Source organism: Vibrio diabolicus, assembly GCF_011801455.1.
GTDB lineage: Bacteria > Pseudomonadota > Gammaproteobacteria > Enterobacterales > Vibrionaceae > Vibrio > Vibrio diabolicus.
Window position 1 is genome coordinate 1,982,967 of the sequence record NZ_CP042451.1, and the last position, 26,781, is coordinate 2,009,747.

Annotated in this window: 22 protein-coding genes; 15 read left to right on the forward strand and 7 right to left on the reverse strand. The window is 45.5% G+C overall.

The window, feature by feature from the left end:
• Positions 1–40: 40 nt before the first annotated feature.
• Both ushA and FR741_RS09465 read left to right on the forward strand, forming a co-directional pair.
• Entirely contained in the window at positions 41–1,729 is a 1,689-nt protein-coding gene (ushA, locus tag FR741_RS09460) for a bifunctional UDP-sugar hydrolase/5'-nucleotidase UshA (RefSeq protein WP_167426704.1), read from the forward strand.
• Positions 1,730–2,143: 414 nt separating this feature from the next.
• Positions 2,144–2,365 (forward strand): hypothetical protein, encoded by a 222-nt coding sequence (locus FR741_RS09465; RefSeq protein ID WP_005393249.1) that lies wholly within the window; start codon positions 2,144–2,146, stop codon positions 2,363–2,365.
• 98 nt (positions 2,366–2,463) lie between these two features.
• Here FR741_RS09465 and FR741_RS09470 read toward each other — a convergent pair whose 3' ends face one another.
• On the reverse strand, positions 2,464–2,712 hold the full coding sequence (locus FR741_RS09470) for a DUF1289 domain-containing protein (RefSeq protein ID WP_012841935.1): 249 nt from the start codon (positions 2,710–2,712) through the stop codon (positions 2,464–2,466).
• Positions 2,713–2,922: 210 nt separating this feature from the next.
• On the opposite strand from FR741_RS09470, the gene FR741_RS09475 reads away from it, so the two are divergent.
• From FR741_RS09475 to FR741_RS09515, 9 genes are all read left to right on the forward strand, one after another.
• Positions 2,923–3,369, forward strand: coding sequence for an META domain-containing protein (locus FR741_RS09475; RefSeq protein WP_005393252.1), 447 nt, complete (start codon positions 2,923–2,925; stop codon positions 3,367–3,369).
• 465 nt (positions 3,370–3,834) lie between these two features.
• Positions 3,835–4,995, forward strand: a complete 1,161-nt coding sequence (locus FR741_RS09480; RefSeq protein WP_167426705.1) for an ABC transporter substrate-binding protein — start codon at positions 3,835–3,837, stop codon at positions 4,993–4,995.
• 9 nt (positions 4,996–5,004) lie between these two features.
• Complete coding sequence (locus tag FR741_RS09485) at positions 5,005–6,714, forward strand: ABC transporter permease (RefSeq protein ID WP_167426706.1); 1,710 nt, start codon at positions 5,005–5,007, stop codon at positions 6,712–6,714.
• A complete protein-coding gene (locus tag FR741_RS09490) occupies positions 6,680–7,327 on the forward strand; it encodes an ATP-binding cassette domain-containing protein (protein ID WP_020903950.1) in 648 nt (215 codons plus the stop codon). Before FR741_RS09485 ends, FR741_RS09490 begins: the two co-directional genes overlap by 35 nt.
• The gene (locus FR741_RS09495) at positions 7,320–7,931 is read left to right on the forward strand and encodes a CDP-alcohol phosphatidyltransferase family protein (protein ID WP_053807232.1); all 612 of its coding nucleotides are present in this window, start codon (positions 7,320–7,322) and stop codon (positions 7,929–7,931) included. The genes FR741_RS09490 and FR741_RS09495 overlap by 8 nt, the downstream gene beginning before the upstream one ends.
• A 124-nt stretch (positions 7,932–8,055) precedes the next feature.
• Entirely contained in the window at positions 8,056–8,535 is a 480-nt protein-coding gene (locus FR741_RS09500) for an outer membrane lipoprotein (RefSeq protein WP_012841939.1), read from the forward strand.
• 212 nt (positions 8,536–8,747) lie between these two features.
• Entirely contained in the window at positions 8,748–10,277 is a 1,530-nt protein-coding gene (gene norR / locus FR741_RS09505; RefSeq protein ID WP_167426707.1) for a nitric oxide reductase transcriptional regulator NorR, read from the forward strand.
• A 174-nt stretch (positions 10,278–10,451) separates the two neighbouring features.
• Positions 10,452–12,113 carry a hydroxylamine reductase gene (hcp, locus tag FR741_RS09510; protein ID WP_167426708.1) on the forward strand — a complete coding sequence of 554 codons (1,662 nt, stop codon included), beginning with the start codon at positions 10,452–10,454 and terminating at the stop codon, positions 12,111–12,113.
• 81 nt (positions 12,114–12,194) lie between these two features.
• Positions 12,195–13,250, forward strand: a complete 1,056-nt coding sequence (locus tag FR741_RS09515; RefSeq protein ID WP_167426709.1) for a hybrid-cluster NAD(P)-dependent oxidoreductase — start codon at positions 12,195–12,197, stop codon at positions 13,248–13,250.
• 213 nt (positions 13,251–13,463) lie between these two features.
• On the opposite strand, the gene FR741_RS09520 is transcribed toward FR741_RS09515, so the two are convergent.
• The 3 genes from FR741_RS09520 to FR741_RS09530 all read right to left on the reverse strand — a co-directional run bounded on the left by FR741_RS09520 (position 13,464) and on the right by FR741_RS09530 (position 16,582).
• Entirely contained in the window at positions 13,464–14,405 is a 942-nt protein-coding gene (locus tag FR741_RS09520) for a class I SAM-dependent methyltransferase (RefSeq protein ID WP_167426710.1), read from the reverse strand.
• 31 nt (positions 14,406–14,436) lie between these two features.
• The gene (locus FR741_RS09525) at positions 14,437–15,129 is read right to left on the reverse strand and encodes a TIGR01621 family pseudouridine synthase (protein ID WP_167426711.1); all 693 of its coding nucleotides are present in this window, start codon (positions 15,127–15,129) and stop codon (positions 14,437–14,439) included.
• Positions 15,130–15,211: 82 nt separating this feature from the next.
• Positions 15,212–16,582, reverse strand: a complete 1,371-nt coding sequence (locus tag FR741_RS09530) for a sodium-dependent transporter (RefSeq protein ID WP_043884644.1) — start codon at positions 16,580–16,582, stop codon at positions 15,212–15,214.
• A 430-nt stretch (positions 16,583–17,012) separates the two neighbouring features.
• Between FR741_RS09530 and cls the strand changes: the two genes are divergently transcribed.
• The 4 genes from cls (at position 17,013) to FR741_RS09550 (ending at position 21,911) form a co-directional block, all read left to right on the forward strand.
• Positions 17,013–18,467 carry a cardiolipin synthase gene (gene cls / locus FR741_RS09535; protein WP_005378105.1) on the forward strand — a complete coding sequence of 485 codons (1,455 nt, stop codon included), beginning with the start codon at positions 17,013–17,015 and terminating at the stop codon, positions 18,465–18,467.
• A gap of 211 nt (positions 18,468–18,678) precedes the next feature.
• Positions 18,679–19,887, forward strand: a complete 1,209-nt coding sequence (locus FR741_RS09540) for a cystathionine beta-lyase (RefSeq protein ID WP_085343097.1) — start codon at positions 18,679–18,681, stop codon at positions 19,885–19,887.
• Between the two features lie 221 nt (positions 19,888–20,108).
• Positions 20,109–21,038: an esterase/lipase family protein gene (locus FR741_RS09545; RefSeq protein ID WP_005393281.1), complete on the forward strand. Its 930-nt coding sequence runs from the start codon at positions 20,109–20,111 to the stop codon at positions 21,036–21,038.
• Between the two features lie 12 nt (positions 21,039–21,050).
• Complete coding sequence (locus FR741_RS09550; RefSeq protein WP_167426712.1) at positions 21,051–21,911, forward strand: lipase secretion chaperone; 861 nt, start codon at positions 21,051–21,053, stop codon at positions 21,909–21,911.
• Positions 21,912–21,936: 25 nt separating this feature from the next.
• Here FR741_RS09550 and FR741_RS09555 read toward each other — a convergent pair whose 3' ends face one another.
• From FR741_RS09555 to FR741_RS09565, 3 genes are all read right to left on the reverse strand, one after another.
• A complete protein-coding gene (locus tag FR741_RS09555; protein WP_167426713.1) occupies positions 21,937–22,503 on the reverse strand; it encodes a DNA-3-methyladenine glycosylase I in 567 nt (188 codons plus the stop codon).
• A 72-nt stretch (positions 22,504–22,575) separates the two neighbouring features.
• Positions 22,576–25,686 carry an efflux RND transporter permease subunit VmeI gene (gene vmeI / locus FR741_RS09560; RefSeq protein WP_167426714.1) on the reverse strand — a complete coding sequence of 1,037 codons (3,111 nt, stop codon included), beginning with the start codon at positions 25,684–25,686 and terminating at the stop codon, positions 22,576–22,578.
• Entirely contained in the window at positions 25,683–26,780 is a 1,098-nt protein-coding gene (locus tag FR741_RS09565) for an efflux RND transporter periplasmic adaptor subunit (protein ID WP_074191125.1), read from the reverse strand. Before FR741_RS09565 ends, vmeI begins: the two co-directional genes overlap by 4 nt.
• Position 26,781: the final 1 nt, after the last annotated feature.

Genomic DNA, 26,781 nt, shown 5'->3' on the forward strand with positions numbered 1-26,781 from the left:
ACGCCGTAACAATAACAAAATCACAAAGAAAGGATCCCTTATGAAGTTTTCCAAATCTCTTTTGGTAATGGCAGTGGGCGCTGCGCTAGCAGGATGCGGCTCAGACAGCGATAATTCTCCAGTAACCTGCGAGACTGCAGATTCTTGTACTAAGTTCACCGTTCTCCACACTAACGATAACCACGGTCGCTTTTGGCATAACAGCGACGGCGAATATGGCATGGCTGCGCGTCACACTTTAATCGAATCTATTCGCGCAGAAGTCGAAGCAAAAGGCGGTGAAACCATTCTGCTGTCTGGCGGTGATATTAATACCGGCGTACCAGAATCAGACATGCAAGATGCGGTTCCAGACTTCGTAGGGATGAACCTACTTGGTTACGATGCAATGGCTGTCGGTAACCACGAGTTTGATAACTCACTAGATATTCTCGATATGCAAGCTGAGCTAGCTGACTTCCCTATGCTGGCTGCGAATATCTATAAGAAAGATACCAATGAGCGTTACTTCGACCCTTACAAAGTATTTACTATCAACGGCCTTAAGATCGCTGTTATTGGTCTAACCACCCAGGACACGGCGAAGCTCGTTAATCCAGACAACGTATCAAACATCCACTTCGAAGACCCTCAAGTTGAAATCAAAAAAGTACTTAAGGAAATCGAAGAAAACGAAAAAGTAGATCTAGTATTTGCAACGACGCACATGGGTCACTACCAAGATGGTAATAATGGTAGTGAAGCACCAGGGGACGTGAAGCTCGCTCGCTCTCTTGAAGAGGGACAACTAGACGCTATCATCGGTGGTCACTCACAAAACCCAGTGTGTATGGAGCCAGGTACCAATGAGTATGCTGATTTCAAACCTGGTGATGATTGCGCGCCAGACCAACAAAAAGGCACTTGGATTATGCAAGCGCATGAGTGGGGTAAATATGTGGGTCGTGCGGACTTCGAATATTACGACGGCAAGCTTCACTTAGCGAACTACGCACTGATTCCTGTAAACCTTTTGGACGACAACGATGAAGTGATCGGTGAACGCATTCAACAAGATGCGACGGTAAAAGCGTTACTACTGCCATACCAACAGCAAGGTCAAGAGTTATTAGATGAGAAGATTTCTAATACGACGGGTAAGTTAGAAGGTGATCGTAACGTAGTTCGCTCTCAACAAACTAACCTAGGTCATCTACTGGGCGAGGCATACCGTACTTACAAAACGGTAGGTGCTGACTTTGGTGTGATGAACTCTGGCGGTGTGCGTGATTCAATCCAAGATGGTGACATCACTTACCGTGATGTACTTACAGTCCAGCCGTTCGGTAACTTCGTGACTAAAGCAACTATGACAGGTAAAGAAGTTAAAGAATACCTAGATGTGGTTGCGACGAAATCTGCAGGCTCTGGTGCTTACGCTCAACTAGATAACATCACTTTAGATGTAAATTGTGATACTGGTTCAGTAACCATTACCGACATTAACAATAAAGGCTTCGATCTAGACGCAACGTACACATTCTCTGTAATCAGCTTCAGTGCTGCTGGTGGCGATAACTATCCAATCATCGATGTTCAATCTACCCAGCTAACCGATGCATACGTTTTACGTGAGTTCTTCGTAAATAACCCACAGATCTCTGCGGATAGCTACAACAAGAACTTAGAAAACATCAAGTATTTCAGTAACGGTCAAGCTGTGAAAGGTTGCCCAGCAACTAATAGCTAAAAACACCTTACACTCTGACGTGAAGAGCTTTTAGAAGTTGTTCCGTCAGAGCCACCCTAAAAACCGAAGCGTGACGCTTCGGTTTTTTTATTTTCGTTAAAGTGCTGAAAATTATCGCCCTTCATAAAGTGTTCAAAAATTATTCATTTGTGCTGTTGACGCCCATGTGCTGGGCTTCTATGTTTGATAAGGTCTTTCGAAAATACAGATTCATCAACTAACTTTTCGCTATGAAGTTTCGTAGCTTAGTGGATGATTCTAGGAAAGATGTGAATGGCGTTACAAACACTGCTCTCAAACAATTTGTCTTTTTGACCTAAAACGAAGGTGATTCGCCGCCAAGCGTTCACCAATGAGCAGCGATCTGGACGTCAATATGTTCAAACTGCTGCCATCGAGTTCAGGAGGTCAAAAATGAAACGAGCCAGCAATAGCTACAGACTTCAAATGATCAAAGAAGTGGTTACCCGTAGAGAGCGCGAAGCTTGCACGGACCCTATGGCGAGATACATTCATCAACTGATGGATGAACGCCCTACTAGTAAATTAGATGTTGAATTCAATCATCGATTTTCAGGAAGCCACTTTGACGAACATGCTGGGGGATGGGTCAGTGACCGTTGGTCAATGAAGTAGCGCGAATTTAGCGAACTTGCCTTACACGCACCGCATAGTAAGAGCTAATACAGTCCCGGCTCATCATTGATTATTGCCGAGCCGGGATAATTCGAAATTTAAAAGAGATCTTGCTGTGGTGATAATTCTTCTTGAGACTCTTCTGCCTTTCCCTTCCCTGCCAATACCTTTCTTCTATAGCGCTGACGGCATAGCTTAATTACATGCAACTGTTGAGCAGGGGTATAAGTGAGCCAGTTAAATCGCTCTTCTCTTTTACGCATACATCCTTTGCAATACCCTTTCTCGTCAACACTACAAATACCAACGCAAGGGTTTGGGACGGTAAAAAACTCTAGTTGCTCCATGCTCTAACCGTTTTTTGCTCGCTGTGCTGTAATGATATTATAACGACTTCAATATACGCTCCCAACCGTGCTATACATCTTGCACCTCGAAGCCGTTTGAGTATATAAACTGGACTCTGTCACAGTAATACGAAACTATTACCTTATGCTGACAAAAACAGTGTTTTATTACCTATACTTACCACGTTTTCTAAAAACGGAGTCTATAAAATGAAGCTTAGCCTAAAAACGTTAGTTACAGCAATCTCTCTTCCTGTTCTTATGACTGCATGTGCTAGCAACGGTGACAATGTGAAAGAAATTACGGCTCAAGATTTACAGCACCATAATTGGGAGCTGGTTCAGATTGATGGTAAAAACATCGAATTAAAAGAACGTCAGCAAGCGCCTCGCTTAGAAATCGGAGAAAATCTGACTGCAAATGGTAACGCGGGGTGTAACAACTTCTTTGGTCAAGCTGAACTAAAAAACAATCAACTACGCATCGAAAAAATGGGAATGACCATGAAGATGTGTATGGATGACCAAATGAAAATTGAGCAAGCGATGTCTGAAACTCTTACTGAATGGAGTGATATAACGCTAACCAAAGAAGGGCTAATGCTTAAAAATGACGATCACGAACTAACGTTTCAGTTGCGTGATTGGGTAAACTAAGTCCCATTTCATATTCTAAGAGCAGCCATAAAATGGCTGCTTTTTTATGCATCCTAATCCATATCAAAGCAGGCAGGATGTCTGTTTCGCACGTTTCGGTTAGCAAAATCGTTTAAAACGACAAACTCTTTCCCTCTTTACGCCCTCAACGCAACGTCTACGACGCGGGTTCAGTCTTCCAAATCAACATATCGAAGTTGCTTGAGGACAATAATTTTCAATTACTTGAAAGAATATCGTCAAACAAGCGGTCCGCTCTTGTATACCTAAAACGACACCAGAATTGTCCTTTCTTCGTTTTGCTTCACATTGAGAATAATTCTTTGAATCAATGAGTGATTCCGTTTGGGATTGGCATTGATAATAGAGAGAGATGGATTACTATCCTTGTAACAAAGCGGAGCGACTTGTTTAGACGTCAATAACGCCGGAAACGAGAATAAAAAGACATAACACGGAATAGATATGAAAAAGCTACTCAGTACCGTTGGCATTTTAGCCACCACTTTCGCGACATCTTCTTTTGCCAACTCATCGGTTGCTAATGAATGGCAAAAAATCGAACAACAAGCCGACGGACAATCCGTCTACTTTCATGCTTGGGGCGGAAGCCAAGAAATTAATCGCTACATCCAGTGGGCGAGTAGAGAGCTAAAATCGCGTTATAACGTGACGCTAAACCACGTTAAAGTCACCGATATTTCTGAGACCACCACTCGACTTATCGCAGAAAAAGCCGCAGGTAAAAACAGCGGTGGCAGTGTTGATATGGTTTGGATCAATGGCGAAAACTTCAAATCAATGAAGGATAACCAATTGCTGTTTGGTCCTTTTGTTGAAGGTTTGCCAAGCTGGCAATACGTCGATAAATCATTGCCAATTGATGTGGATTTTTCAGAGCCGACTGAAGGTTTGGAAGCACCTTGGGGTGTGGGGCAATTGGTGTTTATCCATGATGAGCAAACCCTGCATAACCCTCCTCGATCATTTGCTGAAATGCTGAGTTACGCAAAGGCGTTTCCAAATCGCCTAACTTACCCTCGCCCACCAGAGTTTCATGGCACAAGCTTTATTAAAGCATTACTCATTGAACTGTCTAACAACGCCCCTGCTCTGCAAAAACCAGTTACCGATGACACGTTTGAACAAGTTACTCAACCGCTGTGGGCTTACCTAGATGAGTTCCATAAAGTCGCTTGGCGCGGTGGTAAACAGTTTCCAGGTGGTACAGCAGAAACCCTTCAACTACTGGATGATGGTCAGACTGACCTGGCAATTACCTTTAACCCGAACGCGGTTTTCTCTGCGCAGTCGAGCGGTAATCTTGCAGAAAGCACCAAAGCGTATGCGATGGACGCAGGTGCACTCTCAAACATTCACTTCTTAGCGATTCCTTGGAACGCAAATGCCAGTGCCGGTGCGCAAGTTGCGATAAACTTTTTATTGAGCCCTGAAGCACAATCTCGCAAAGGTAACCTTAACATCTGGGGCGATCCTTCAGTGCTAAGCAGCCAATACCTAACAGGTTCGGCTAAAAATACTCAACAATTCAAATCTATCGCTGAGCCGCATCCAAGCTGGCAATCTGCCTTAGAAAAAGAATGGTTGAAACGCTACGGAAATTAATAAGAGCCCATGTTAAGAGCGCTATATTTAGTCATTATCGCAGTTTGTATTTTGCCTACCATTCCGGGACTACTCGGAGTGGTGGTCTCTGCGCTCGGTTATGTGCCTCCTATCGGCTTGCACCACTTTTCTTTAGATGGCTTTAACGCTGTTTTTGATTGGGAGGGTGTTTGGACATCCATCGGGCTTACTTTCTACTCTGCCATTTTCAGTAGCTACTTGGCTTGCTTGATCACATTTGCGATTTTGCAAGCATCGTGGGGCAGCAAGTTTTGGCGAAAAATTGAAGTTAGCCTTTCCCCACTTCTCGCTATGCCGCATGTCGCGTTTGCAATTGGCTTTGCGTTCTTGTTTGCACCAACTGGTATGGGCGTCCGTGTTCTCAACCAACTGTTTGGTTACGATCCCAATGCACAAACGGTGAATGACTTAGCATTGCTGATTAAAGACCCGCATGCACTCGGTTTGGTCATCATGCTTGCGATTAAAGAAGTGCCGTTTTTATTATTGATGAGTATTCCAATTCTTCAGCAATTGAAAGTCGATAAGATTGAAAAAGTCAGTCATTCGATGGGCTACAGTTCGGCGCAAGCGTGGTGGAAATGCGTATTCCCACAATGGATAGCAAAACTGCGCTTTCCAATGCTGGCGGTATTGGCTTACAGCTTGTCGGTTGTTGATGTTGCATTGATTATTGGCCCTACCAACCCACCGACGTTTGCGGTTTTGGTATGGCAGTGGTTTAACGATCCTGATTTATCACTTCTACCAAGAGCTGCCGCAGGCGCGGTCATGTTGTTTGCGATCGCTAGCCTTTTGATTGGATTTGCACGCTTGATGGAATGGTGTATTACCAAAGGCTTCAAACGCTGGCAGTACTCTGGTCGAAACGGGTTTCGTTTACCCGGTAAAACCCTATTTTCACTGATCGCGCTACTCGCACTTCTAATGATTCCGCTCATGGTGGTATGGAGCTTTGCTCAACGCTGGCGCTTTCCAGATTTACTACCGAGCCGTTATAGCCTGCGTTTTTGGGAATACGAATGGCACAGCATTCTTGGTACGCTGGAACAGAGCATGCTGATTGCCGTTATCAGCGCGACCGTCGCTCTAGCTCTTGCCTTGATCGCACATGAGTATCGCCTTCGTTATCGCTGGCAGGTGCCCGGTTACATCATCGCCATCCCAATGCTGATTCCTCAGCTATCCGTGCTATTCGGTATGCAAGTAGTGACGCTGTACTTAAACAGCAACGCGTATTTCTTTTGGGTATGCTGGGCGCACGTGTTCTTCGCGTTCCCATTTATTTACCTCTCTCTAGACGGTCCATGGCGCAGCTTCGATAACGGCTTAACTCGCGTCGCACTCAGCTTGGGTAAAACACCGATGCAAGCTTGGTTAAAAGTGAAACTGCCAATCCTCCTACCTGCGATTACATTCGCATGGGCGGTTGGGATTAGCGTAAGTCTGGCGCAATACCTGCCGACATTGGTGCTAGGGGCTGGGCGCATTAGCACCATTACAACCGAAGCCGTTGCGCTATCCAGTGGTTTTGACCGACGTGTCACCGCGATTTACGCCATTTGGCAAGCACTCTTGCCGTTCTTGTTCTTCTCTTTTGCGATACTACTAAGCCGCTTACACGTGAAGTATCGCCGCTTGTCTATAAAAGGTTTACTACTGAATGAGTCTTTGTCTCGAAAACCTCGCCATCCGTAAAGCCAATGGCGACACGCTTTTTTCTGCGTTCAACATGACCGTAGAGAAAGGTGAAATTGTTACTCTGATGGGACCAAGTGGTTGTGGTAAATCCACTTTGTTGGATGCTATTGCTGGGCACCTATCCGCCGAGTTCAACTACTCTGGATCCATTACGCTTGATAACGAAAAGTTGGATGCCCTCCCTGCCCATAAGCGTCAGGTCGGTATTCTATTCCAAGACGATTTGCTCTTCCCCCACTTGACGGTGTGGGAGAACCTTGCCTTCGCGCTACCAAACTCAATCAAAGGTGAGGAGCGTAAAGCACACGCCATGCAAGCACTGAAGAACATTGCATTGACCAAACTTGCCGAATCCTTCCCAGATCAAATCTCCGGAGGACAACGTGCCCGGATTGCTTTGACTCGTATGCTGCTGGCAAAGCCGAAAGTTGCGCTACTTGATGAACCCTATAGCAAGTTGGATAAAGACCTGCGTGTACAATTTCGCAATTGGGTGGTCGAACAATTACAGCAAGCGAACATCCCTACTTTGATGGTAACGCACGATGAGGATGATATTCCTAATGGCAGCCGCTGCCTAAATTGGCCGTGGGAGACAAACCATGCTTGATAGCCTGAGTATAAAGCTCATCCGCAAACCGCTGGCCATCAGTGCGACATACCTCGATAAATGTGGCATCACCGCAAATCAGACGACAGTATTTGGTTTTGTGCTTGGCTGTTTTGCCCTACCAGCTTTGATCGCCGAACAGTACTTGTTGGCGTTGCTGTTTATTTTGCTGAACAGAATCTGTGATGGATTAGACGGCGCACTGGCGAGAATTCAAGGCATTACCGATGCGGGTGGTTTTCTCGATATCAGCTTGGATTTTCTGTTCTATTCCCTGATTCCTTTTGGTTTTGTGTTGGCAAACCCAGAACAAAATGCCATTGCAGGGGCATTTTTGATTTTTTCCTTTGTCGGGACGGGAAGCAGCTTTTTGGCTTTTGCCATCATGGCAGGCAAACAAGGCATCGATAATCCAGTGTATAAACACAAATCTCTCTACTACATGAGCGGTTTAACCGAAGGTACTGAAACCATTGGTTGTTTGGTGCTATTTTGTTTGTTACCGCAACACTTTGCCGTCATTGCTTATATCTTTGGTGCAGCATGTTGGTTTACCACATTCACACGTATTTACTCTGGGTTTCATACGCTTAAAGGCCATTAAACCACTTAGAAGTTCACGTTTTCTTGAGAGAACAGCCGCTAAGTACCTGTTTTATATAACACTAAAGCATATATTAAATTGGGGTATATACTCTTTGGATGGAGAGAAATCATTCGGAGGCTATATGAAAAAATACGTCAAGCTAGGTATGCTGCTCATCATGTCTTGTATTGTTATGCTTAGCGGCTGTACCTCACCTAACCCGTACGGAGATGCATACGGCTCTTCAGACACACGCAAAGTTCAGCAGGTTTACTACGGAACGATTGAAAAAGTTGAACCAGTAACCATTGATGCCTCTACCCAATCCAACGCCATAGGTACAATCGCTGGTGCCGCCGTGGGTGGTATATTAGGCTCAAAAGTCGGGGGCGGCTCTGGCTCGGATATCGCAGCTATTGGTGGTGGTCTGCTGGGTGGTTATGCCGGCAGTAAAGCCGCTGAAGCAACCGCGAAACGAAATGGTGTGAATCTGACCATTCGCTTAGAGGATGGAAAAATAATCTCTGTCGTTCAAGAAGCAAACCCAAACATGATTTTTCAGCCAGGCCAAGCGGTTCAAATCAACATGTCTGGTAATGACGCAAGGGTTGTACCTCGCTAATTTGAACACGATGACTCCGTTCCATTGGTCTGCTGTTTTGTTTCAAAGAGCTTAATCCGCGCAAGCGTACATTGCTTACTTATCGGCTTGCGCGATTCTATTTGTATCAAGTTTGATCGTCGTCAATGGAACATCAATCTCCCACACCTTTCGATGTTCAAATGACATCAAGTTGCTAGCATGAGCCCATTCCAGATAACTTTGGGCTTGTTATGACTCCGACTGTTGACCACGTACTCCTTAATATCGCGCTAAACCTCAGCTCTAATCGCTCTCACGAACAGCAATATCAAAACCTCATTGATGGGGTCGCGCAAGTATTCCCATGTGATGCTAGTTGCCTGTTTATCTTCGATGAGGATGGGTTTCTGACTCCTGTCGCGGTAAAAGGCTTATCCAGCTCGGTCTTAGGTCGTCGCTATTTCCCCAAAGCGCATCCACGCTTAGATGCCATTATTCATAGCCGCGAACCGGTGCGTTTCGATGCCGATTGTTCACTGCCTGATCCTTTTGACGGCACACTATTAACCGAAGACCAGTGCATTGATGTTCACGATTGCATGGGCTTTAGCTTGTATGTAGAAGGCCAACTTGTTGGCGCACTAACTATGGATGCTCTAACGGTGGGCGCGTTTGATGACATTGACCCTGTCGCTATCGAAACCTTTGCGGCTTTGACCGCTGCGACATTGCGTAACATTGCTCAATTAAAAGCACTCAAAGCGCAAAACCAGAAGCAAAAAAGCGTCACTCAAACCCTTATCCAGCAAGCCCGTTCTCAACATGGCGAAATGGTAGGCTTGAGCCAGCAGATCAACCAGTTACGAAACAACATTGCAACCGTTGCTCAATCGGATTACGCGGTACTTATCACAGGAGAGACCGGTACTGGTAAAGAACTGGTCGCGCACTCGGTGCACGCGCAATCTCATCGTAGCGATAAGCCGATGATTTACGTCAACTGTGCGGCCCTGCCTGAAGGTCTGGCTGAGAGTGAACTGTTTGGCCATGTCAAAGGCGCATTCACTGGAGCCAATAGCCATCGCGCCGGTAAGTTTGAACTGGCAGACGGCGGGACTATCTTCCTTGATGAAGTGGGCGAACTGCCTTTGATTTTACAGGCAAAATTGCTGCGTGTTATTCAGCAAGGCGAGCTGCAACGAGTAGGTAGCGATCAACATTTGATGGTCAATGTGCGCATCATCGCCGCGACCAATCGACAATTAGAAAAAGAGGTCGAAGCTGGCACGTTTCGAGCAGACCTTTTCCACCGTTTGAACGTGTTCCCAATCCAAGTCCCCCCACTTCGTACCCGTGACGGTGATATTCCCGTTTTAGCCGGATATCTGTTAGAAAAGGTACGCCAACAATTTAATGCGCCCAATCTGCACGTTCATCCTAAGGTGTTGACTCAACTGGAGTCTTTGCCTTGGTACGGAAACGTACGCGAGCTCGAACACACTTTAACTCGCGCGGCTTTACACGCCATTCAACAAGGCGCGAGCACAATCATGCTTAACCATTTCGACACCTCATTGGCTCTCGATGATGTAAAAAACACATCGCATTATCTGCCTAAAGAAAGCCAACCAATGCGGGAGCTGATAGAAAGCTATCAGCGTGATTTAATTGAACATGCTTTGAGCCAAACTGGTGGCGTTTGGGCAAAAGCAGCGGAGTTTTTACAAATGGATCGCGGGAACTTATATCGAATGGGTAAAAAGCTCGGGATCAATAAATAACCAACCACAAGAAGCCGATGTAATTAAGACATCAACTGCGTTGTATTAATTACATCAATCACTCATCTAAAAACGATAAAATTAAATATAAATCAATAAGATAATAATTGGCACGCATTCTGCTCTCTAGTGGTCAACATCACGACTATTAAAACAATCACTGGAGAACCCAATATGTTCTGTATTCAATGTGAACAGACAATTCAAACCCCTGCTGTTAAAGGTTGTTCTTTTGCACAAGGCATGTGTGGCAAAACTTCTGAAGTATCAGACCTACAAGACGTGTTGGTTTACACACTGCAAGGGGTTTCTTTTTGGGCATCAAAAGCACTTAAATTCAACATAATTAACGATGAAATCAACCAATGGGCACCCAAGGCATTTTTCTCTACATTGACGAACGTTAACTTCGACCCTGAACGCATCCTAGAGTTAACTTCTCAAGCTGCAACGTACAAAGCATTGTTAAAAGAGCAAGTGATGTCTGCAGCAACGCTTACCGATACCGAAGTCGCTGACATTCCTGCGGTTGCTCACTTTGAGCTACCAAACAGCGCAGAAGCGATCTTAGCTTTTGCCCCTCAAGTCGCGGTTAACCGTGGTAAAGACCAAGTACATGAAGATGTTATTGGCCTACGCCTACTTTGCCTATACGGACTTAAAGGTGCAGCCGCGTACATGGAGCACGCACGTGTTCTTGAGCAAACCAACAACGATATCTATGCCGAATACCATGAAATCATGGCGTGGTTGGGCACCGATCCTGAAGATCTCGGCGAACTACTTGATTGCTCAATGCGCATTGGCCTGATGAACTACAAAGTGATGGAAATGCTCGACCAAGGTGAAACAACGACCTTCGGTCATCCAGAACCAACCACAGTGAACGTCAAGCCAGTAAAAGGCAAATGTATTCTTGTTTCTGGCCATGATTTGCATGACCTAGAAAAAATCCTGCAACAGACCGAAAGCAAAGGCATTAACGTTTACACCAACGGTGAAATGCTGCCTGCACACGGCTACCCTGAGCTGAAGAAATACTCTCATCTTGTCGGTAACTACGGCAGCGCATGGCAAAACCAGCAGAAAGAATTCGCCAACTTCCCTGGTGCAATCGTAATGACGTCAAACTGCTTGTTGAATCCAAATGTGGGTCAATACGCAGACCGTTTATTCACTCGTAGTATTGTTGGCTGGCCTGGTGTGGCTCACATCGAAGGCGATGATTTTAGCCAAGTGATTGAATGTGCTCTAGCGCAAGACGGTTTCCAACACGATGAAATCGAACACCATATCACGGTTGGTTTTGGTCGCAATGCACTGATGAACGCCGCCCCTGCGGTTATCGACCAAGTGAAGCAAGGCAACATCAAACACTTCTTCCTAGTCGGTGGTTGTGATGGTGATAAAGCGGAACGTAGCTACTACACCGATTTTACGGCTGAAGCACCAGAAGACACGCTAATCCTGACGTTGGCGTGTGGTAAGTTCCGCTTCAACAAGAATACGTTCGGCGATATCAACGGCATCCCTCGCCTATTGGATGTGGGCCAATGTAACGATGCTTACTCTGCAATCCAGCTTGCACTTGCACTGGCGAAAGAGTTTGACTGTGACATCAATGAACTGCCACTCACGCTTGTACTTTCTTGGTTCGAGCAAAAAGCGATCGTTATCTTGCTAACGCTATTTGCATTGGGCGTGAAAGGCATTTACACAGGCCCTACTGCACCGGCATTCCTGACGCCAAACCTAATCGCCATCATCCAAGAGAAGTTCGATATGCGCAGTATTGGCAATGTTCAGGATGATCTAAAAGCCATCCTAGCAGCCTAATAAACCTGCTTGTTACGCGCCTCCTTACGTGGAGGCGCTATCTATTTCGAACTAAAAATAGCCACAACCAAAGAGATTGTTATGTTTTTTGAATGGCAAGGTAACCAACCCGTCACGCTCCGTTGCATCGACAAATACTTCGAAACACACGACACCGTCAGCATCAAATTGGCCGAACTAACCGAATCACTTCTGTTTCAGTTTAAGCCTGGCCAGTTTATTAACTTAGGCGTCGAAATTGATGGAAAAATGGAGTTTCGTGCCTATTCAATCAGCTCGATCAATGAAGACGATCACCTTCAACTCACCATCAAACGAGTATCTGGCGGTAAAGTATCGAACTACATCGTTGACTCGCTGCTGCTTGGTGATACCGTTCAAGCATTTCCCCCAGCGGGCGAATTTAACTGCATTGACCATCCACCGTTTTTACGTGATGGCGAAACAAAAGCCTTACTTATCAGTGCAGGTTGCGGCGTCACGCCCGTATTTTCGATGGCAAAACACTGGCTGAGTGAGCAAGATGAAAACGACAACGATGTGGACATCGCATTTCTTCATATCGCACGCAGCCCTGAAGAGACGATTTACTACGATCAGCTAGAAACATTCGACGCTGTGTATCCCAACTTCCATTTAAAGCTGTTGCTGAAAAACCGCGAAGGAACGTCACACCCACAAGGTCGTTTGAATGCCGACTGGCTTAAAGAGCTTGTTCCTGATTTCAAGCAACGCACCGTTTACCTGTGTGGTCCAAGTCAGTTCATGCAAGATGTTCACGGCTATTTGAATGACCTTGGTTTTGACATGACGAACTTCTACCAAGAGAGTTTTACGCCAGCGACTGGCGCAGAAACATCGGTCTCCGATGAAGTTGTTCGTGTTTCTGCTCCTGACTTTGCTCAAACCATCGATGCGCAAAAAGGTCAGGTACTAGCCGATGTGCTTGAAAGCGCAGGTTTACCATTAATCGTCGCTTGTCGTAGCGGCATTTGTGGCTCGTGCAAATGCAAGGTTCGTCAAGGCAGCGTCTCTTCCACCAGCCTAGAAACATTAACGCCAGAAGAAATTGAACAAGGCTATGTGCTCGCCTGCTCATCAACCATCGAAGCGGATCTTGAAGTGCAGATCGGTTAATGCTGCTGGTATCGATCTTTTATTGTTTCCCGTCATTCCGACGAGCCTAGGCGAGATCAGAAACCTAATATCAGCGTGTTAGGAATAACTCATTCTGATAATAGACTCTGAATCACACTCGTGTCTCGCTATTCAGATTGACGGGGTATCGCGGAGATGCCAGCCGTACTCAAACGGCTGGTATTATAGATAGGTACAACTTTCGTTTCGTCGTCATTGCTTCTGGCTAAACAGCAACACTTTCAATGCTGCTTCGCTGTCTACGTCCATAAACTCTGGTGGGTTATCCAGACGCTCACGGAATGTCAACTCTGGCGCTTCTTCTTTCATGCTTTCAATCAAGAAGTCGCTTGTCACAGATGGCGAGTTCACACATGCCATCACTTGACCGCTGTCTGCCAACAAATCAGGCAATCGACGCAGAATCTTTTTGTAGTCTTTGGTCAGTGCAAAGCTGCCTTTCTGGAATGAAGGTGGGTCAATGATAATCAAGTCATACTGACCAGATTTTTTAATCTTACCCCACGATTTAAAGATATCGTGCCCCATAAAGCTTACCTGGTTGATGTTATGACCATTTAGCTTGTGGTTCTCACGACCTTTAGACAACGACGCTTTCGCCATGTCGACGTTAACCACTTTATCTGCACCACCCGCAATGGCAGCGACAGAAAAGCCACACGTGTAAGCAAACAAGTTAAGCACGTTTTTATGCTTCGCATTTTCCCGTACCCAATCACGACCGTAGCGCATGTCCAAAAACAGACCGAAGTTTTGGTTGCGGCCAATATCCAATTGGTATTTCAAACCGCTTTCTTCAACGACAGGGCGAGCGTCTAATTCACCAACAAGCACTTCTGAAGGCGCACCATCGGCATAACGGTGCTGAAGAACCATAGTGCGACCTTGCTTATCTGCCCACAGTTGTGATTGTGCCAACGCATTGAGGCCGCTTTTCAGCTCAGCGAGAAACGCGTCGTCGACTTCTTTAAACAAGTTGATGATCAACTGACCTTGTAACCAGTCACAGGTAATTTGCTCTAGGCCCTCAAAACGGCGGCCACGACCATGAAACAGTCGACGAATTTCATTCGGAGCTTGCGCGAGCTCGGTTTCTAGATGCTGAAAGAACAGCGGAAGTTGTGATGCTTGCATCGAGTTCTCTTATTAGTTTTCTTTGTGACGGTTATTTGATCGTAGGCCAGTTCAGTTCCCAAGGGGAAAGCCAAGTATCCAAACCCTGAGAGACGGTCTCACTGTGCCATTTTTTACCAAGCATTTTGTGTTCTCGTGGGTCGCAAACAAAGCGATATTGCTCATCTCGGTATTGGAAGCAAAGTGAAAATGCATGCAGATAACCGCGATCAGCCTCATTGCCTGCATTGTAAATCGGGTCACCAATAATACCTGAGCCAACCGATTTTAATGCCACGCGGATTTGATGCGTTTTACCAGTGTGTGGCTTACATAAAAATAGGCGCTCTCCTGGCTCTGCCGCAAGAGAGAAAAACTGGGTGACGGCTGGGTTATTTTTGCTGTTGACCAGCTTCCATGATGAACGGCGCGAACGCTCCATATCACCAACGACCAAACCTTGTTTCTTTTTCGGCTTTTTAGAGCCAATCGCCAGATAGAACTTTTCCACTTGGCGGTCAGCGAAGGCTTGCGATAACACACTGGCCGCTTTGGCGTTGCGTCCGAGGAGCAGAATACCCGATGTCATTTTATCCAAGCGATGGATAAGATAGAGCTGCTCATCACCACTCTGCTTGGCCACTTCTTGCAGCAGCATTGTGTCGCCATCGTCTTTATGAACAGAGACGTTGGGATGCTTATTGATGATCAGAAAATCGGGATGGGTATGTAGAATATCGAACATAAAAAAACTGGCTCCACGTTTGGAGCCAGCAGTATACATAAGTTATCGGACAAAGCTATCGAGGCTTGCCCCAAGGCCTGAGCTAGAGCTTTCTAGAGAAAATACCAGCAAGACCAATGATCGCGATACCCAGCAGCATGATTTCACCTTTGCCACTGTCAAAGCCCGACTTAATCCCCATGAAGGCAACAATAGCGATCGCAACAGGAATCAGGTATTTAACTAGGTTGTACCACAATCCAAATAGCGGGAAAGATACTTCGCCGTCATTAGTGATCTCTTTTTCTAGCTCAGCACGGCTTAGGCGCCATCCAGCAAAGATACAAACCAACATACCACCAACCGCTAGGAAGATTTTGTCCGTTAGCAAGTCGAAGATATCAAAGGCACCGGTACCAAACAGCGTTGGTCCCATTCCACCTAACGATAGTGACGCAAAAATACATAATGCCGCCATAACTGCACTTGCAGACAGAACTGCGTTAGAGCGCTTCATGCCTTTCTCGTCGATTAGGTAAGACACGACAACTTCCAATAGTGATACTGAAGAAGTTAATGCCGCCACCGTCAAACCGATGAAAAATAGCAACGCGAATAGCAACCCAATCACACCACCCATTTCAGCAAATAGCTGAGGAACGACAACGAATACAAGACCAGGGCCTGCCGCAGGCTCCATGCCAAAGGCAAACATAGCAGGGAACATAGCAACACCAGCAAGAATCGCTACACCTGTATCCATCGCAGTAACCATACCGGTTGTTTGAACTAGGTTCTCTTTCTTCTTCAGGTAAGAACCGTACGTCATCATACAACCCATACCTAAGCTAAGTGAGAAGAACGCCTGCCCTAGTGCAGCAAGAACCACGTTGCTGTCGACTTTAGAAAAGTCCGGCATGAATAAGAACTCAAGGCCAGCCATTGCACCTGGCAGCATCAAGCCTTTAACAGAAACAACGATTAGGATTAAGAACAGAAGCGGCATCAGAACCTTACCGGCTTTCTCAATACCACCCGAAATACCTTTCATCACAATCATGACGTTGAGGAACAGGTAAACACCCATCCACATTAAAGGTTGAATCGGATCTGAGATGAAACCGCCAAAGCTGTCGCCAATTGCTTCTGGCGCGCTGAGTAGACCACCGCCCACTTTAAAGATGTAGGCCAATGCCCAACCACCAACCACTGGGTAGAAGCCCATGATCAAAAGACCACTGAAGACTCCCATAACGCCAGTGAACGTCCAGCGTCGGTCAGTTGTTTTGAATGCACCTACGGCAGAAAGACCTGTCTTACGACCAATAGCGAACTCTGTCAGCATCACGCTAAAGCCGATAAAAATAACAAAGATAAGGTAGATAGCAACGAATGCACCGCCGCCACTCTCACCCGCTGTGTAAGGGAATTTCCATATATTGCCTAAACCGACAGCGGAACCCGCTGCTGCCATTACGAAGCCTAGTTTAGACCCCCACGTATCACGTGGTGCTGCTGTATTAGTTGTAGCCACGCTTTTTCTCCAAAATTAGTTTGTTGTGTATGCATAGAGATAGGCGTCTAAAAAGTTTATGTAAAAATTATTGTACACTTATAAAATAAGCGTTCGACGCACTATGTCTAGAAAGTAAAGCAGCTCCCCTTTAAAATTGGAACCCCAAAAAAGTACATTTATCGCACAAGTGTCGAGTCACGCAGGTTAAATGCTGCTTTTTTGTTCAAAAGTTAAAGAATGGCCTTATTTTTCACATTAAAATAACAGAATCATCTGTTATGAAATTCGTTTCTCATATAAGGTCAATCCCACGTCTAAATGGGAAATCTATTCCCCCAACCCACTTTTATGCTTAATATCCTAGAAGGGCATATTACTCTGAGCGTATATGGACAAGTTTTATCACTTTCTTACTTTAGCTGGCATCGGGCTATATTGGTTACTGGTCGCAGGTGTGACCATTCGTGTCGTTTTAAAGCGCCGTGCAGTGAGCGTGTCTTTAGCTTGGCTAATGATCATTTATATCCTTCCCGTTCTGGGTGTCGCATGTTATTTCCTCTTCGGTGAACTGAACTTAGGCAGAAAACGGGCCGAACGCGCAAAAGAGATGTTTACACCATTCGAGAAGTGGTTCAGTCAACTTAACGACTGTAACGCGCACAACCCAGAAACGATGGGAAGGCACATCTACCGAATTGATGAACTTTGTAACAACCGCCTTGGTCTTCCCGCATTGAGCGGTAATACATTGTCGCTGCAACAGTCACCTAATGAGATTTTGCATTCCATTATTGAAGACATCGAAAACGCGCAGAGCAGTATTCGAATGGTATTCTACATTTGGCATCCGGGTGGTTTGGCTGACTCTGTCGCTTCTGCACTTATCCAAGCGGCTAAACGCGGCGTAGATGTCAAACTATTGCTCGATTCAGCAGGTAGCCCGCGTTTTTTCAGAAGCCCTTGGTATCGAATGATGCAGGATGCTGGAATTGAAGTTATTCAAGCGTTAGAAGTGAAGATGTGGCGTATTTTCTTACGTCGTCTTGATCTTCGCCAACATCGCAAGATCATCGTAATTGATGATGAAATTGCTTATACAGGTTCAATGAACTTGGTTGACCCGGCTTACTTCAAGCAAAATAGTGGCGTTGGGCATTGGGTGGACATCATGGTTCGCATTACAGGACCAACGGTAAACGTATTGAGTGCCATCCACTGTTGGGATTGGGAAGTCGAAACTGGCGAACGTCATTTACCAAGACTACCTGAATGCAAGATCGATGAGAGTGAATTCCAACACCCTATTCAGGTTGTGCCTTCTGGCCCAGGTATGCCGGAATATCTGATCTATCAAGTATTAACATTGGCAATAAACCAAGCCAATCGCTCGGTACGAATCACAACACCATATTTCGTGCCCAATGCTGATTTACTCGAAACGTTAAAGATGACAGCACAACGAGGCATTGACGTTGAACTCATTATTCCACATAAAAATGACTCTATGATGGTGCAATGGGCGTCACGCGCTTTTTATAGTGAGCTCTTGAGTGCAGGGGTCAAGATTTATGAATTTTATGGTGGTTTGCTGCATACAAAATCTGTCGTAATTGACGACCAATTCTGTTTAGTTGGCACCGTAAACATGGATATGCGCAGCTTGTGGCTGAACTTCGAAGTGACCCTCGCCGTTGATGACGAAGAGTTCACCAAGCAAATGTCTTGGTTACAAGATAGCTATATTAAGCAATCTCACACTGTTGTATTGGAAGAATGGGAGAAAAGGAGCCTATTTTCTCGGTTCTTAGAGCGAGTGTTCTATCTCTTCAACCCACTCCTCTAATACCTCAAATACACAGGCTAAAAAACCTCCAGCGCTACATGCATCCTGCTGGAGGTTTGTTCTTTTAGCTCCCTATCTACACGATACCTCTCGACATCATTACCTGTTCATCTTGGCTGTTATTGGCTGATAGTCGACTTTTCCCTTGCATAACCTACGTCGTCCATGTTTTAAATATTCAAAACCGCAATATTTAAGACAGGGAACTTTTATGTCAGAGGGCAAAAAAACCAAGCTCATTACCGCTGGCCGCGATAAAAAGTGGACAAACGGTGTTGTAAACCCACCCGTTCAACGCGCTTCAACCGTGGTATTCAACACGGTTGCAGAGAAGAACCAAGCCACCATGAACCGCACCAATAAAACATTATTTTATGGTCGCCGTGGCACCAACACGCACTTCGCTTTTCAAGATGCAATGGTTGAGATTGAAGGTGGATCAGGTTGTGCTCTCTACCCTTGTGGCACGGCAGCAATTTCAAATGCGATTCTCTCTTTCGTCGAAACTGGCGATCACATTCTGATGGTGGACACTTGTTACGAACCAACTCGTGATTTTTGTAATACCATCATGAAGAAAATGGGCATCGAAACTACCTATTATGATCCGATGATCGGCGAAGGTATTCGTGATTTGATTCAACCAAATACCAAAGTCCTTTTCCTAGAATCTCCGGGGTCAGTCACAATGGAGGTGCAGGATGTACCAACATTGGCGCGCATTGCTCACGAGCACGATATTATTGTGATGCTTGATAACACATGGGGAGCTGGCGTGAACTTCTCACCATTTGAACATGGTGTCGATATTTCCATTCAAGCCGCCACCAAATACATAGTTGGTCACTCTGATGTAATGTTAGGTACAGCCGTAGCTTCCGAAAAATACTGGCCCCAACTGCGTGAACAAAGCTACTTGATGGGTCAGTGCGTTTCTCCTGACGACGCATACCTAGGCCTTCGTGGTATTCGCACGCTGGATGTTCGCCTAAGACAACACGCAGAAAGTAGCTTGAAAGTCGCCAAGTGGCTAGCTTCTCGTCCGGAAGTTGATCATGTCCGCCACCCAGCATTGGAATCGTGCCCTGGCCATGAGTTTTTCAAACGTGACTTCACTGGTGGAAACGGCTTGTTTTCATTTGTTCTCAAAACGTCTTATCCAAAAGCGACGACGGCTCTGCTTGACGGTATGAAACACTTCAGTATGGGTTATTCTTGGGGCGGGTATGAAAGCCTCATTCTTGCTAACGAACCAAAGAGCTTTAACAGCTTGAGAACCGTAGCGCACCCACACTTTGAGGGCACTTTAGTTCGAATTCATATTGGCTTAGAAGACGTGGATGACTTGATCGCCGATCTAGAGGCTGGTTTTGCACGCTATAACGCGTTAATTTTAGAAAAAGAAGTCTCTCTAAAATAGTAATTGAATCGCCCTGCTTCGCGGGGCGTTTTTATAACTCGCTGACTTAATTAGAATTACCTAACATTCCCACCACCTATTCGTTAATGTTAATCATTTATGTTGTTTTTCAATTGAGCAGTCACAGAATGAAATAATGTGCCACAAATAGGCTTTCCAAATTTAGAGTTTCTCTCCTACTTTTTATCATTCATAAGAGGTCATACCACAAGGAGATAGTTTTGAAACTCAAATTCATAGCGCTAATGCTTTTTACCTTAATTACCGTCCCAATAACCACCGTACACGCCGCAACGGGTTATACCCAAACAAAGTATCCGATTGTTCTGGTTCATGGATTATTTGGTTTTGATACCCTCGCAGGCGTAGATTACTTTTTCGGAATACCACATTCCTTAACGAAAGACGGTGCTAAAGTTTATGTAGCGCAGGTATCCGCGACCAACAGCAGCGAAGTTAGAGGGGAGCAACTGCTTGCTCAAGTAGAAACCTTACTTGCTGCAACAGGCGCAGAGAAAGTCAATCTCATCGGTCACAGTCACGGTGGTCCAACAACGCGCTACGTCGCCTCTGTCCGTCCTGACCTAGTCGCATCAGTTACGAGTATCGGTGGCGTTAATAAAGGGTCTAAAGTGGCAGATTTAGTTCGTGGCACCGTATCTGAGGGTTCTGGCAGCGAGCAGCTCGCGGTAAAACTGGCGCAAGGCTTAACCACTCTTATTAATCTTCTATCAGGCGGTTCTGATCTCGACCAAGACCCTTTAGCCTCACTAGCAGCATTAACCACGGAAGGATCATTAGCGTTTAACCAACACTACCCAGAGGGAGTTCCTACCAGTGAATGTGGTAATGGTGACTTGCTGGCTTCAAATGGCGTTTATTACTACTCATGGACTGGATCATCCACTTTTACAAACGTTTTCGATCCGACTGACGCTGCCATGATGGTACTTGGCTTAGCATTTGATGGGCCGAATGATGGCTTAGTTGGTGCGTGCAGCACACATTTAGGCAAAGTCATACGTGATGATTATCAAATGAACCATTTGGATGAAATTAACGGCCTACTCGGTATTCATCATCTTTTTGAAACCGATCCAGTCACGCTTTATCGCCAACATGCAAATCGTCTCAAACTTCAAGGTTTATAAGAGGTCATCACAATGAAGAAAGTCGCTCTCATCACTTTTATCCTGCTCTCGATGTTTGGCGTGGGAGCGCTTTCTCTGTTGCAAAGCGACAAACAACAAGAGACAACCTCTAACCATTCGCAATCTCAGCAAGATATAGCCGCCGATGTCTCTTCCCCAAGAGACTTCTTCGAATATTCTCTTAGCCGACTGGGCGAAGAAGATCTCGATACGATCAAAGCGGAAGTCAATGATGACACTTTAGCAAAACAAACACTGAATATTGATGCCAAACTCTTCCAGACCTACCTTTCCTACAAGCAAGCGCTCTCTGCATTGGAGCCTTTTGAGCATAACCAACTAACGCTTGAACAGTTAACCATGCTGAATGAAGCGATACTGAATTTACAACTTCAATACTTTAGCGAGGTCCAGATAGCTCAATTGTTTGACGAAGAAAACCGACTTCGCCAACTTGCATTGGAAAAGCTGACGATTAAAAAACAGGCATCGGATATCGAGAGTCAAACACACCTTCTCAATCAAGCGTTATCAGAACAACCGGATTACATCCGAGAGAGTGAACGCAATAACGCATTAACGGAGCAACTCGAGCGAGCTTCTCAGCTTGATTCACAAGATAAGTACATCGCCCGTGTTGCACTGGTGGGAGACGCTGGAGCGCAAAGGCTGCAAAAGCTTGATGAGCAAAGAGCATCATTTGAGACTCAACTCGCCACTTACTTAAAACAGCGTCAAGAGATTCTGAATAGGGATTTTCTAGGGCAAGATGAAAAACAGGCAGAAATCATTGCTTTAAGAAAACAAAGCTTCGATGCAGCTCAATGGCGTCGAATCGAAGCTTTGGAACGTATCCATGATAGCCAGAATTAACGATATAAACTGAACAAGCCAAACGTTACTTATTCTGCTTTTTAGGACATCCAACAATATGGTCATCCACCATGCCGACGGCTTGCATGAGAGCATAACAGATGGTTTCACCGACAAACTTGAAGCCTTTCTTTTTTAGGAATTTACTCATGGCTTTGGATTGCTCTGTCGAAGCTGGTACGTCACTCATATGTTGCCATTGATTAACGATTGGTTCGCCGTCCACGAACTGCCACAACGCGTCTGATAAACTCCCGTATTCAGCAATTAACGCTTTGGCCGCTTTGGCATTACTGAATACCGAGTTAATCTTTCCGCGATGTCTCACAACATCGAAGTTTTCCACGATGTATTCAGCGTGTTCTTCATTTCTTTGTTCCAACGCATCTAGATCGTAATTCTCGAACGCTTCTCTGTAACCTTCGCGCTTTTTAAGAATGGTGATCCAACTAAGGCCAGCTTGCGCACCTTCCAAAGTAATAAATTCAAACAGGACTTGGTCGTCATATACTGGCACGCCCCATTCGGAATCATGATATTCGCGCTCTAATGGGTGATTCATCGCCCACGCACACGTTTTTTGTTCTGTCATTATTCTTCCTTAAAAAGCGCCTCTAACTGATGAGCTAGAGGCGCGATATTTTTCATCGTTATATCAGTAGCACTAAGCCTGTTTCGGTACTGCCACTTTATGGAACAAACGATACAACACTGGCACGACAATCAGTGTCAGGACTGTCGCAAAACCCAAACCAAACATAATCGTAACCGCCATTGGTTTGAAGAAAATATCTGGCAACAGTGGGATCATACCAAGGATCGTCGTGATAGCAGCCATACAAACGGGACGGACGCGACTTACCGCAGCATCAACGACCGCGTCATAAGCCTCTTTACCGGACTTCATTTCAATTTCAATTTGGTCCAGTAATACGATGCCATTTTTGAGCACCATTCCCGATAAGCTTAAGAAGCCGAGCAATGCCATAAAACCAAACGGCGTGTTGAGTGCCAACAAACCGGTGGTGACACCAATTAACGCCAGCGGCACGGTAAGCCAAACAATGAGTGGCTCTTTGATAGAGTTAAATAGGAATACGGTGATCAAGAACATGAACAAGTACCCCATTGGCATGGTAGTAAACAGCGACTCTTGAGCATCACCTGAAGATTCGTACTCACCACCCCATTCTAGTGAATAGCCAGGAGGCATTTGAATCGCTTCGATTTGGGGCTGTAAACGTTTTTGCAACGTCGATGCGGTTTCTTCACCTAGAATATCAGGGTCTGCCATCACAGTGAGCATGCGCTTACGGTTCTTACGCACGATGATAGGATCCTCCCAGCGCATGTCGTAACCCATTGTAACTTGTTGAAGTGGGATAAACTCACTCTGTGCTGGACTCCATATTTTCATGCCTTCGATGTTACGAATATCAATGCGTTCATCTTCAGGTAAGCGAGCCACGATAGGCATGAGCGTCGTGCCGTCTCGGTATAAACCTATCGTCATTCCAGAGAATGACATGGACAAGAAGTCATCGACGTCCGATTTGGTAATGCCATAGCGACGTGCCTGACTCTCGTTAAACTGAGGTTCAAGAACTTGGGTTCGTTCACGCCAATCATGCCTGATATTTGTTGCCTGAGGATCGGCGTACATGATGTCCTTGACCTGAGCGGCTATCGTACGAAGGACGGTTGGATCTGAGCCAATAATGCGCGCTTCAATTTTTGCACCACCACCAGGGCCTAACTCAATCTGTTTGAGCTTGTAATTGATTTCTGGGTAGTTGGCTTTTAAATACTCTCGAAACTTCGCCATTAATGGTTTTAACGATTCGTAATTTTCCATACGAGTGGTTATCTCACCATAAGCCGCATAACTTTTCTCTGGCGCGTACGTTAACATGAAGCGCTGTAAGCCTTTACCCGCGGTCGTCGTGATATGGTCAACATGCTCTTGCTTAGCTAACCAACTTTCTAACTCTTTAAGCGTTGTGTTGGTGGCGCGAATATCAGTTCCTTCCGGCATCCATACATCTAACTGAAAAATAGGCGTTGTCGACGATGGGAAAAACGCTTGCTTCACAAAGGTGAACCCATAAACACTTGCCGCTAATCCCGCAATCAGCACCACAACGGTAAACCAAGCACGGCGCATACAGAACTGGAGAAACTTTTTATAAATAACGAAAATAACCCCGTTATATGGATCATTTTCTTCCCCTTCACCTTGTTTAATCTTCTGGCCTTTAAAGAAGATGTCAGCAAAGAACGGTGTCAACGAGATAGCGGTAAACCAACTCAACATCAATGAGATCAGAAGAACCGTAAACAAAGTGCCACAGTATTCACCCGTCGAGTCTTCAGACAGTCCTATGGGCGCAAATGCAGTTACCGCGATCACAGTTGCCCCAAGTAATGGCCACTTGGTTTGGGTAACGATATCAGTCGCCGCTTGGAGTCGAGTTCGTCCTTTTTGAGTACCAATCAAAATCCCTTCAACCACGACAATCGCATTATCCACCAACATACCTAACGCGATAACCAAGGCACCTAATGAAATCCGCTGCAAATCTATCGCGAGATACTTCATGAAAATGAACGTACCCAACACCGTCAGCAGTAAAATTAAACCGATAAGCAGACCTGAACGTAGCCCCATAAAGAACAGAAGTACGATAATGACGATACCGACAGCTTGAGCCAAGCTGACAACAAAACCGCTAACCGATTTATCCACCTCTTTAGGCTGACTGTAAATTTCGGAAATTTCGATACCGACAGGTTGTTGGTACTTTAGCTCTGCAAGGCGATGATCAAACGCTTTTCCGACTTCAACGACATTGACGCCTTCAGCAAAAGAAACACCCACGTTTAGTGCGAGGCTGCCGTTAAAATTAATAATATTATTCGGGACTTCTACATAACCACGTTTTATTTCCGCTACATCTTTCAAGAAGATGAGCCCCTGAGCTCCCGACTCAGTAATCAACAAATCGCCTAGCTCATCCACACTCTGGAATTCGCCAGTCGGCTGAATTCTGATGTACTCGTCACCAATTCTGATCGCCCCTGCGTCAGAAACCACGTTTTGCGTCGAGAGAAGATTAAAGACCGTATCGGGGGAAAGTCCTATACTGCTCAGCTTTTTCATCGATACTTCGATGAAAACTTGCTCTTGCTGTTGCCCGGATACCGAAACTTTACTCACGCCATCAACCAGTTCGAGCTCTCGGCGTAAGTAATCAACGTAATCCAGTAGCTCTTTGTAGCTATAACCGTCGCCAGTCACCGCTAACAAAATCCCGTAAACATCACCAAAATCATCGATCACTTGAGGTTCATTCACACCCGGAGGCAACGTCCCTTTAAGGTCATTCACTTTACGGCGTAACTCATCCCAGATTTGTGGCAGATCATCAGGGCCATAATTGTTCTTCATCGTGACTGTGATTTGCGATAATCCTCGGCTAGAAATCGAATTCACTTCATCAACATAAGTAAGCTGCTGAATCGCTTTTTCGATCGGATAAGTCACTTCTTCTTCGACTTGTTGCGGCGTCGCACCAGGATAAGAGGTCACCACCATGGCATCTTTGATGGTAAAAGCAGGGTCTTCAAGACGCCCTAACCCAAAGAATGCAGCGATACCACCAATCAAAAAGATCAGTGCGACCATCCAGCTGATGACACGATTTCGGATGAAGTACGCAGCAATACCGGTCACATCATCATCACTTTGAGGCACTGATTTATTAAGATCGCTCATAGACCGGCCTCCTGCGTAGCCATTTCCTGTATCACTTCCACTTTCATGCCATCCCTTAACCGAGAAACACCGGCAATCACAACTTTGTCTTTCAGCATGAGACCATCAAGGATTTGAATGGATGTTTTAGATGCTTTACCTGCTCGAACCTGTCTGCGCGATACCGTATTGTCATCATTCAGTACCCAAACAAATTTGTTTTCCCGCCCCAGCTCGTCACCGTCCGCATTGAAAATGGCTTCAATAGGAACATTAATTCCTAAATTGAGATCCAAGCCAACGTTCTTATCTTTGGAGGTCACCTCAACTGCCATCCCATCTAGGATGTATTCTTCTTCCGGCATAGGAAGCGATAATGTGACGGTAAACGTGCCTGTGGTTGGGTCTGGCTCAGTCGTAAATTCTTTCACGGTCGCGTTGTACTCGTTACCACTAGGGACGCGCACCAATGCTTTTATCGCGGTAAGTCTTTCTTCCGTTGGCGGTTGGTTCACATAGAGCCGGTCTGGAAGTTGAATCAGCACCTCTACTCGCTCCAAACTATGAATATTGACGATATGCTGTCCGACTTGGACATTTTCGAATTGCTCGATATTAACTCGAGAAATGATCCCATCCACAGGCGCTTTTAAGGTAGTAAATGATAAACGGAGTTTCGCTAACTTAAGCTCAGCCAGAGCGATTTGTCGTTGTGCTGCAATTTCATCAAACTGAGACTTAGCTAATAGGCCTTTATCAACCAAAGGACGTGAACGGCGATACTGACTGTCAACAACAGAAAAACGCGCACTCGCATTATCTACATCCAACTCATAGTCCGTAGGGTCCAACGTTGCGATAACATCACCCTTCGTGACTTTATCGCCCTCTTTTACCATGATGCGGCTGACTTCTCCTGCCACTCGGAAACTCAAATGAGAGCGATCCGCTGCATTCGCAACCGCAGGGAAATATAAGTTGTCATCCACCCGATTTCCCGCTAATGAGGTAACTCTTACACGCGGTGTCTCAAGAGCTTTTTCTGGTGCCTTATCGCCACAACCAACAAGAAGAAACGTTGAAAATAATGCCGCTAGAGAGATGATTCCTTTCATA

Excerpts from the sequence above, each read along its gene's own strand:
- ushA (WP_167426704.1), top strand. The coding sequence starts at position 41 with ATGAAGTTTTCCAAATCTCTTTTGGTAATGGCAGTGGGCGCTGCGCTA.
- FR741_RS09465 (WP_005393249.1), top strand. The coding sequence starts at position 2,144 with ATGAAACGAGCCAGCAATAGCTACAGACTTCAAATGATCAAAGAAGTG.
- FR741_RS09470 (WP_012841935.1), bottom strand. The coding sequence starts at position 2,712 with ATGGAGCAACTAGAGTTTTTTACCGTCCCAAACCCTTGCGTTGGTATT.
- FR741_RS09475 (WP_005393252.1), top strand. The coding sequence starts at position 2,923 with ATGAAGCTTAGCCTAAAAACGTTAGTTACAGCAATCTCTCTTCCTGTT.
- FR741_RS09480 (WP_167426705.1), top strand. The coding sequence starts at position 3,835 with ATGAAAAAGCTACTCAGTACCGTTGGCATTTTAGCCACCACTTTCGCG.
- FR741_RS09485 (WP_167426706.1), top strand. The coding sequence starts at position 5,005 with ATGTTAAGAGCGCTATATTTAGTCATTATCGCAGTTTGTATTTTGCCT.
- FR741_RS09490 (WP_020903950.1), top strand. The coding sequence starts at position 6,680 with ATGAGTCTTTGTCTCGAAAACCTCGCCATCCGTAAAGCCAATGGCGAC.
- FR741_RS09495 (WP_053807232.1), top strand. The coding sequence starts at position 7,320 with ATGCTTGATAGCCTGAGTATAAAGCTCATCCGCAAACCGCTGGCCATC.
- FR741_RS09500 (WP_012841939.1), top strand. The coding sequence starts at position 8,056 with ATGAAAAAATACGTCAAGCTAGGTATGCTGCTCATCATGTCTTGTATT.
- norR (WP_167426707.1), top strand. The coding sequence starts at position 8,748 with ATGACTCCGACTGTTGACCACGTACTCCTTAATATCGCGCTAAACCTC.
- hcp (WP_167426708.1), top strand. The coding sequence starts at position 10,452 with ATGTTCTGTATTCAATGTGAACAGACAATTCAAACCCCTGCTGTTAAA.
- FR741_RS09515 (WP_167426709.1), top strand. The coding sequence starts at position 12,195 with ATGTTTTTTGAATGGCAAGGTAACCAACCCGTCACGCTCCGTTGCATC.
- FR741_RS09520 (WP_167426710.1), bottom strand. The coding sequence starts at position 14,405 with ATGCAAGCATCACAACTTCCGCTGTTCTTTCAGCATCTAGAAACCGAG.
- FR741_RS09525 (WP_167426711.1), bottom strand. The coding sequence starts at position 15,129 with ATGTTCGATATTCTACATACCCATCCCGATTTTCTGATCATCAATAAG.
- FR741_RS09530 (WP_043884644.1), bottom strand. The coding sequence starts at position 16,582 with ATGGCAGCAGCGGGTTCCGCTGTCGGTTTAGGCAATATATGGAAATTC.
- cls (WP_005378105.1), top strand. The coding sequence starts at position 17,013 with ATGGACAAGTTTTATCACTTTCTTACTTTAGCTGGCATCGGGCTATAT.
- FR741_RS09540 (WP_085343097.1), top strand. The coding sequence starts at position 18,679 with ATGTCAGAGGGCAAAAAAACCAAGCTCATTACCGCTGGCCGCGATAAA.
- FR741_RS09550 (WP_167426712.1), top strand. The coding sequence starts at position 21,051 with ATGAAGAAAGTCGCTCTCATCACTTTTATCCTGCTCTCGATGTTTGGC.
- FR741_RS09555 (WP_167426713.1), bottom strand. The coding sequence starts at position 22,503 with ATGACAGAACAAAAAACGTGTGCGTGGGCGATGAATCACCCATTAGAG.
- vmeI (WP_167426714.1), bottom strand. The coding sequence starts at position 25,686 with ATGAGCGATCTTAATAAATCAGTGCCTCAAAGTGATGATGATGTGACC.
- FR741_RS09565 (WP_074191125.1), bottom strand. The coding sequence starts at position 26,780 with ATGAAAGGAATCATCTCTCTAGCGGCATTATTTTCAACGTTTCTTCTT.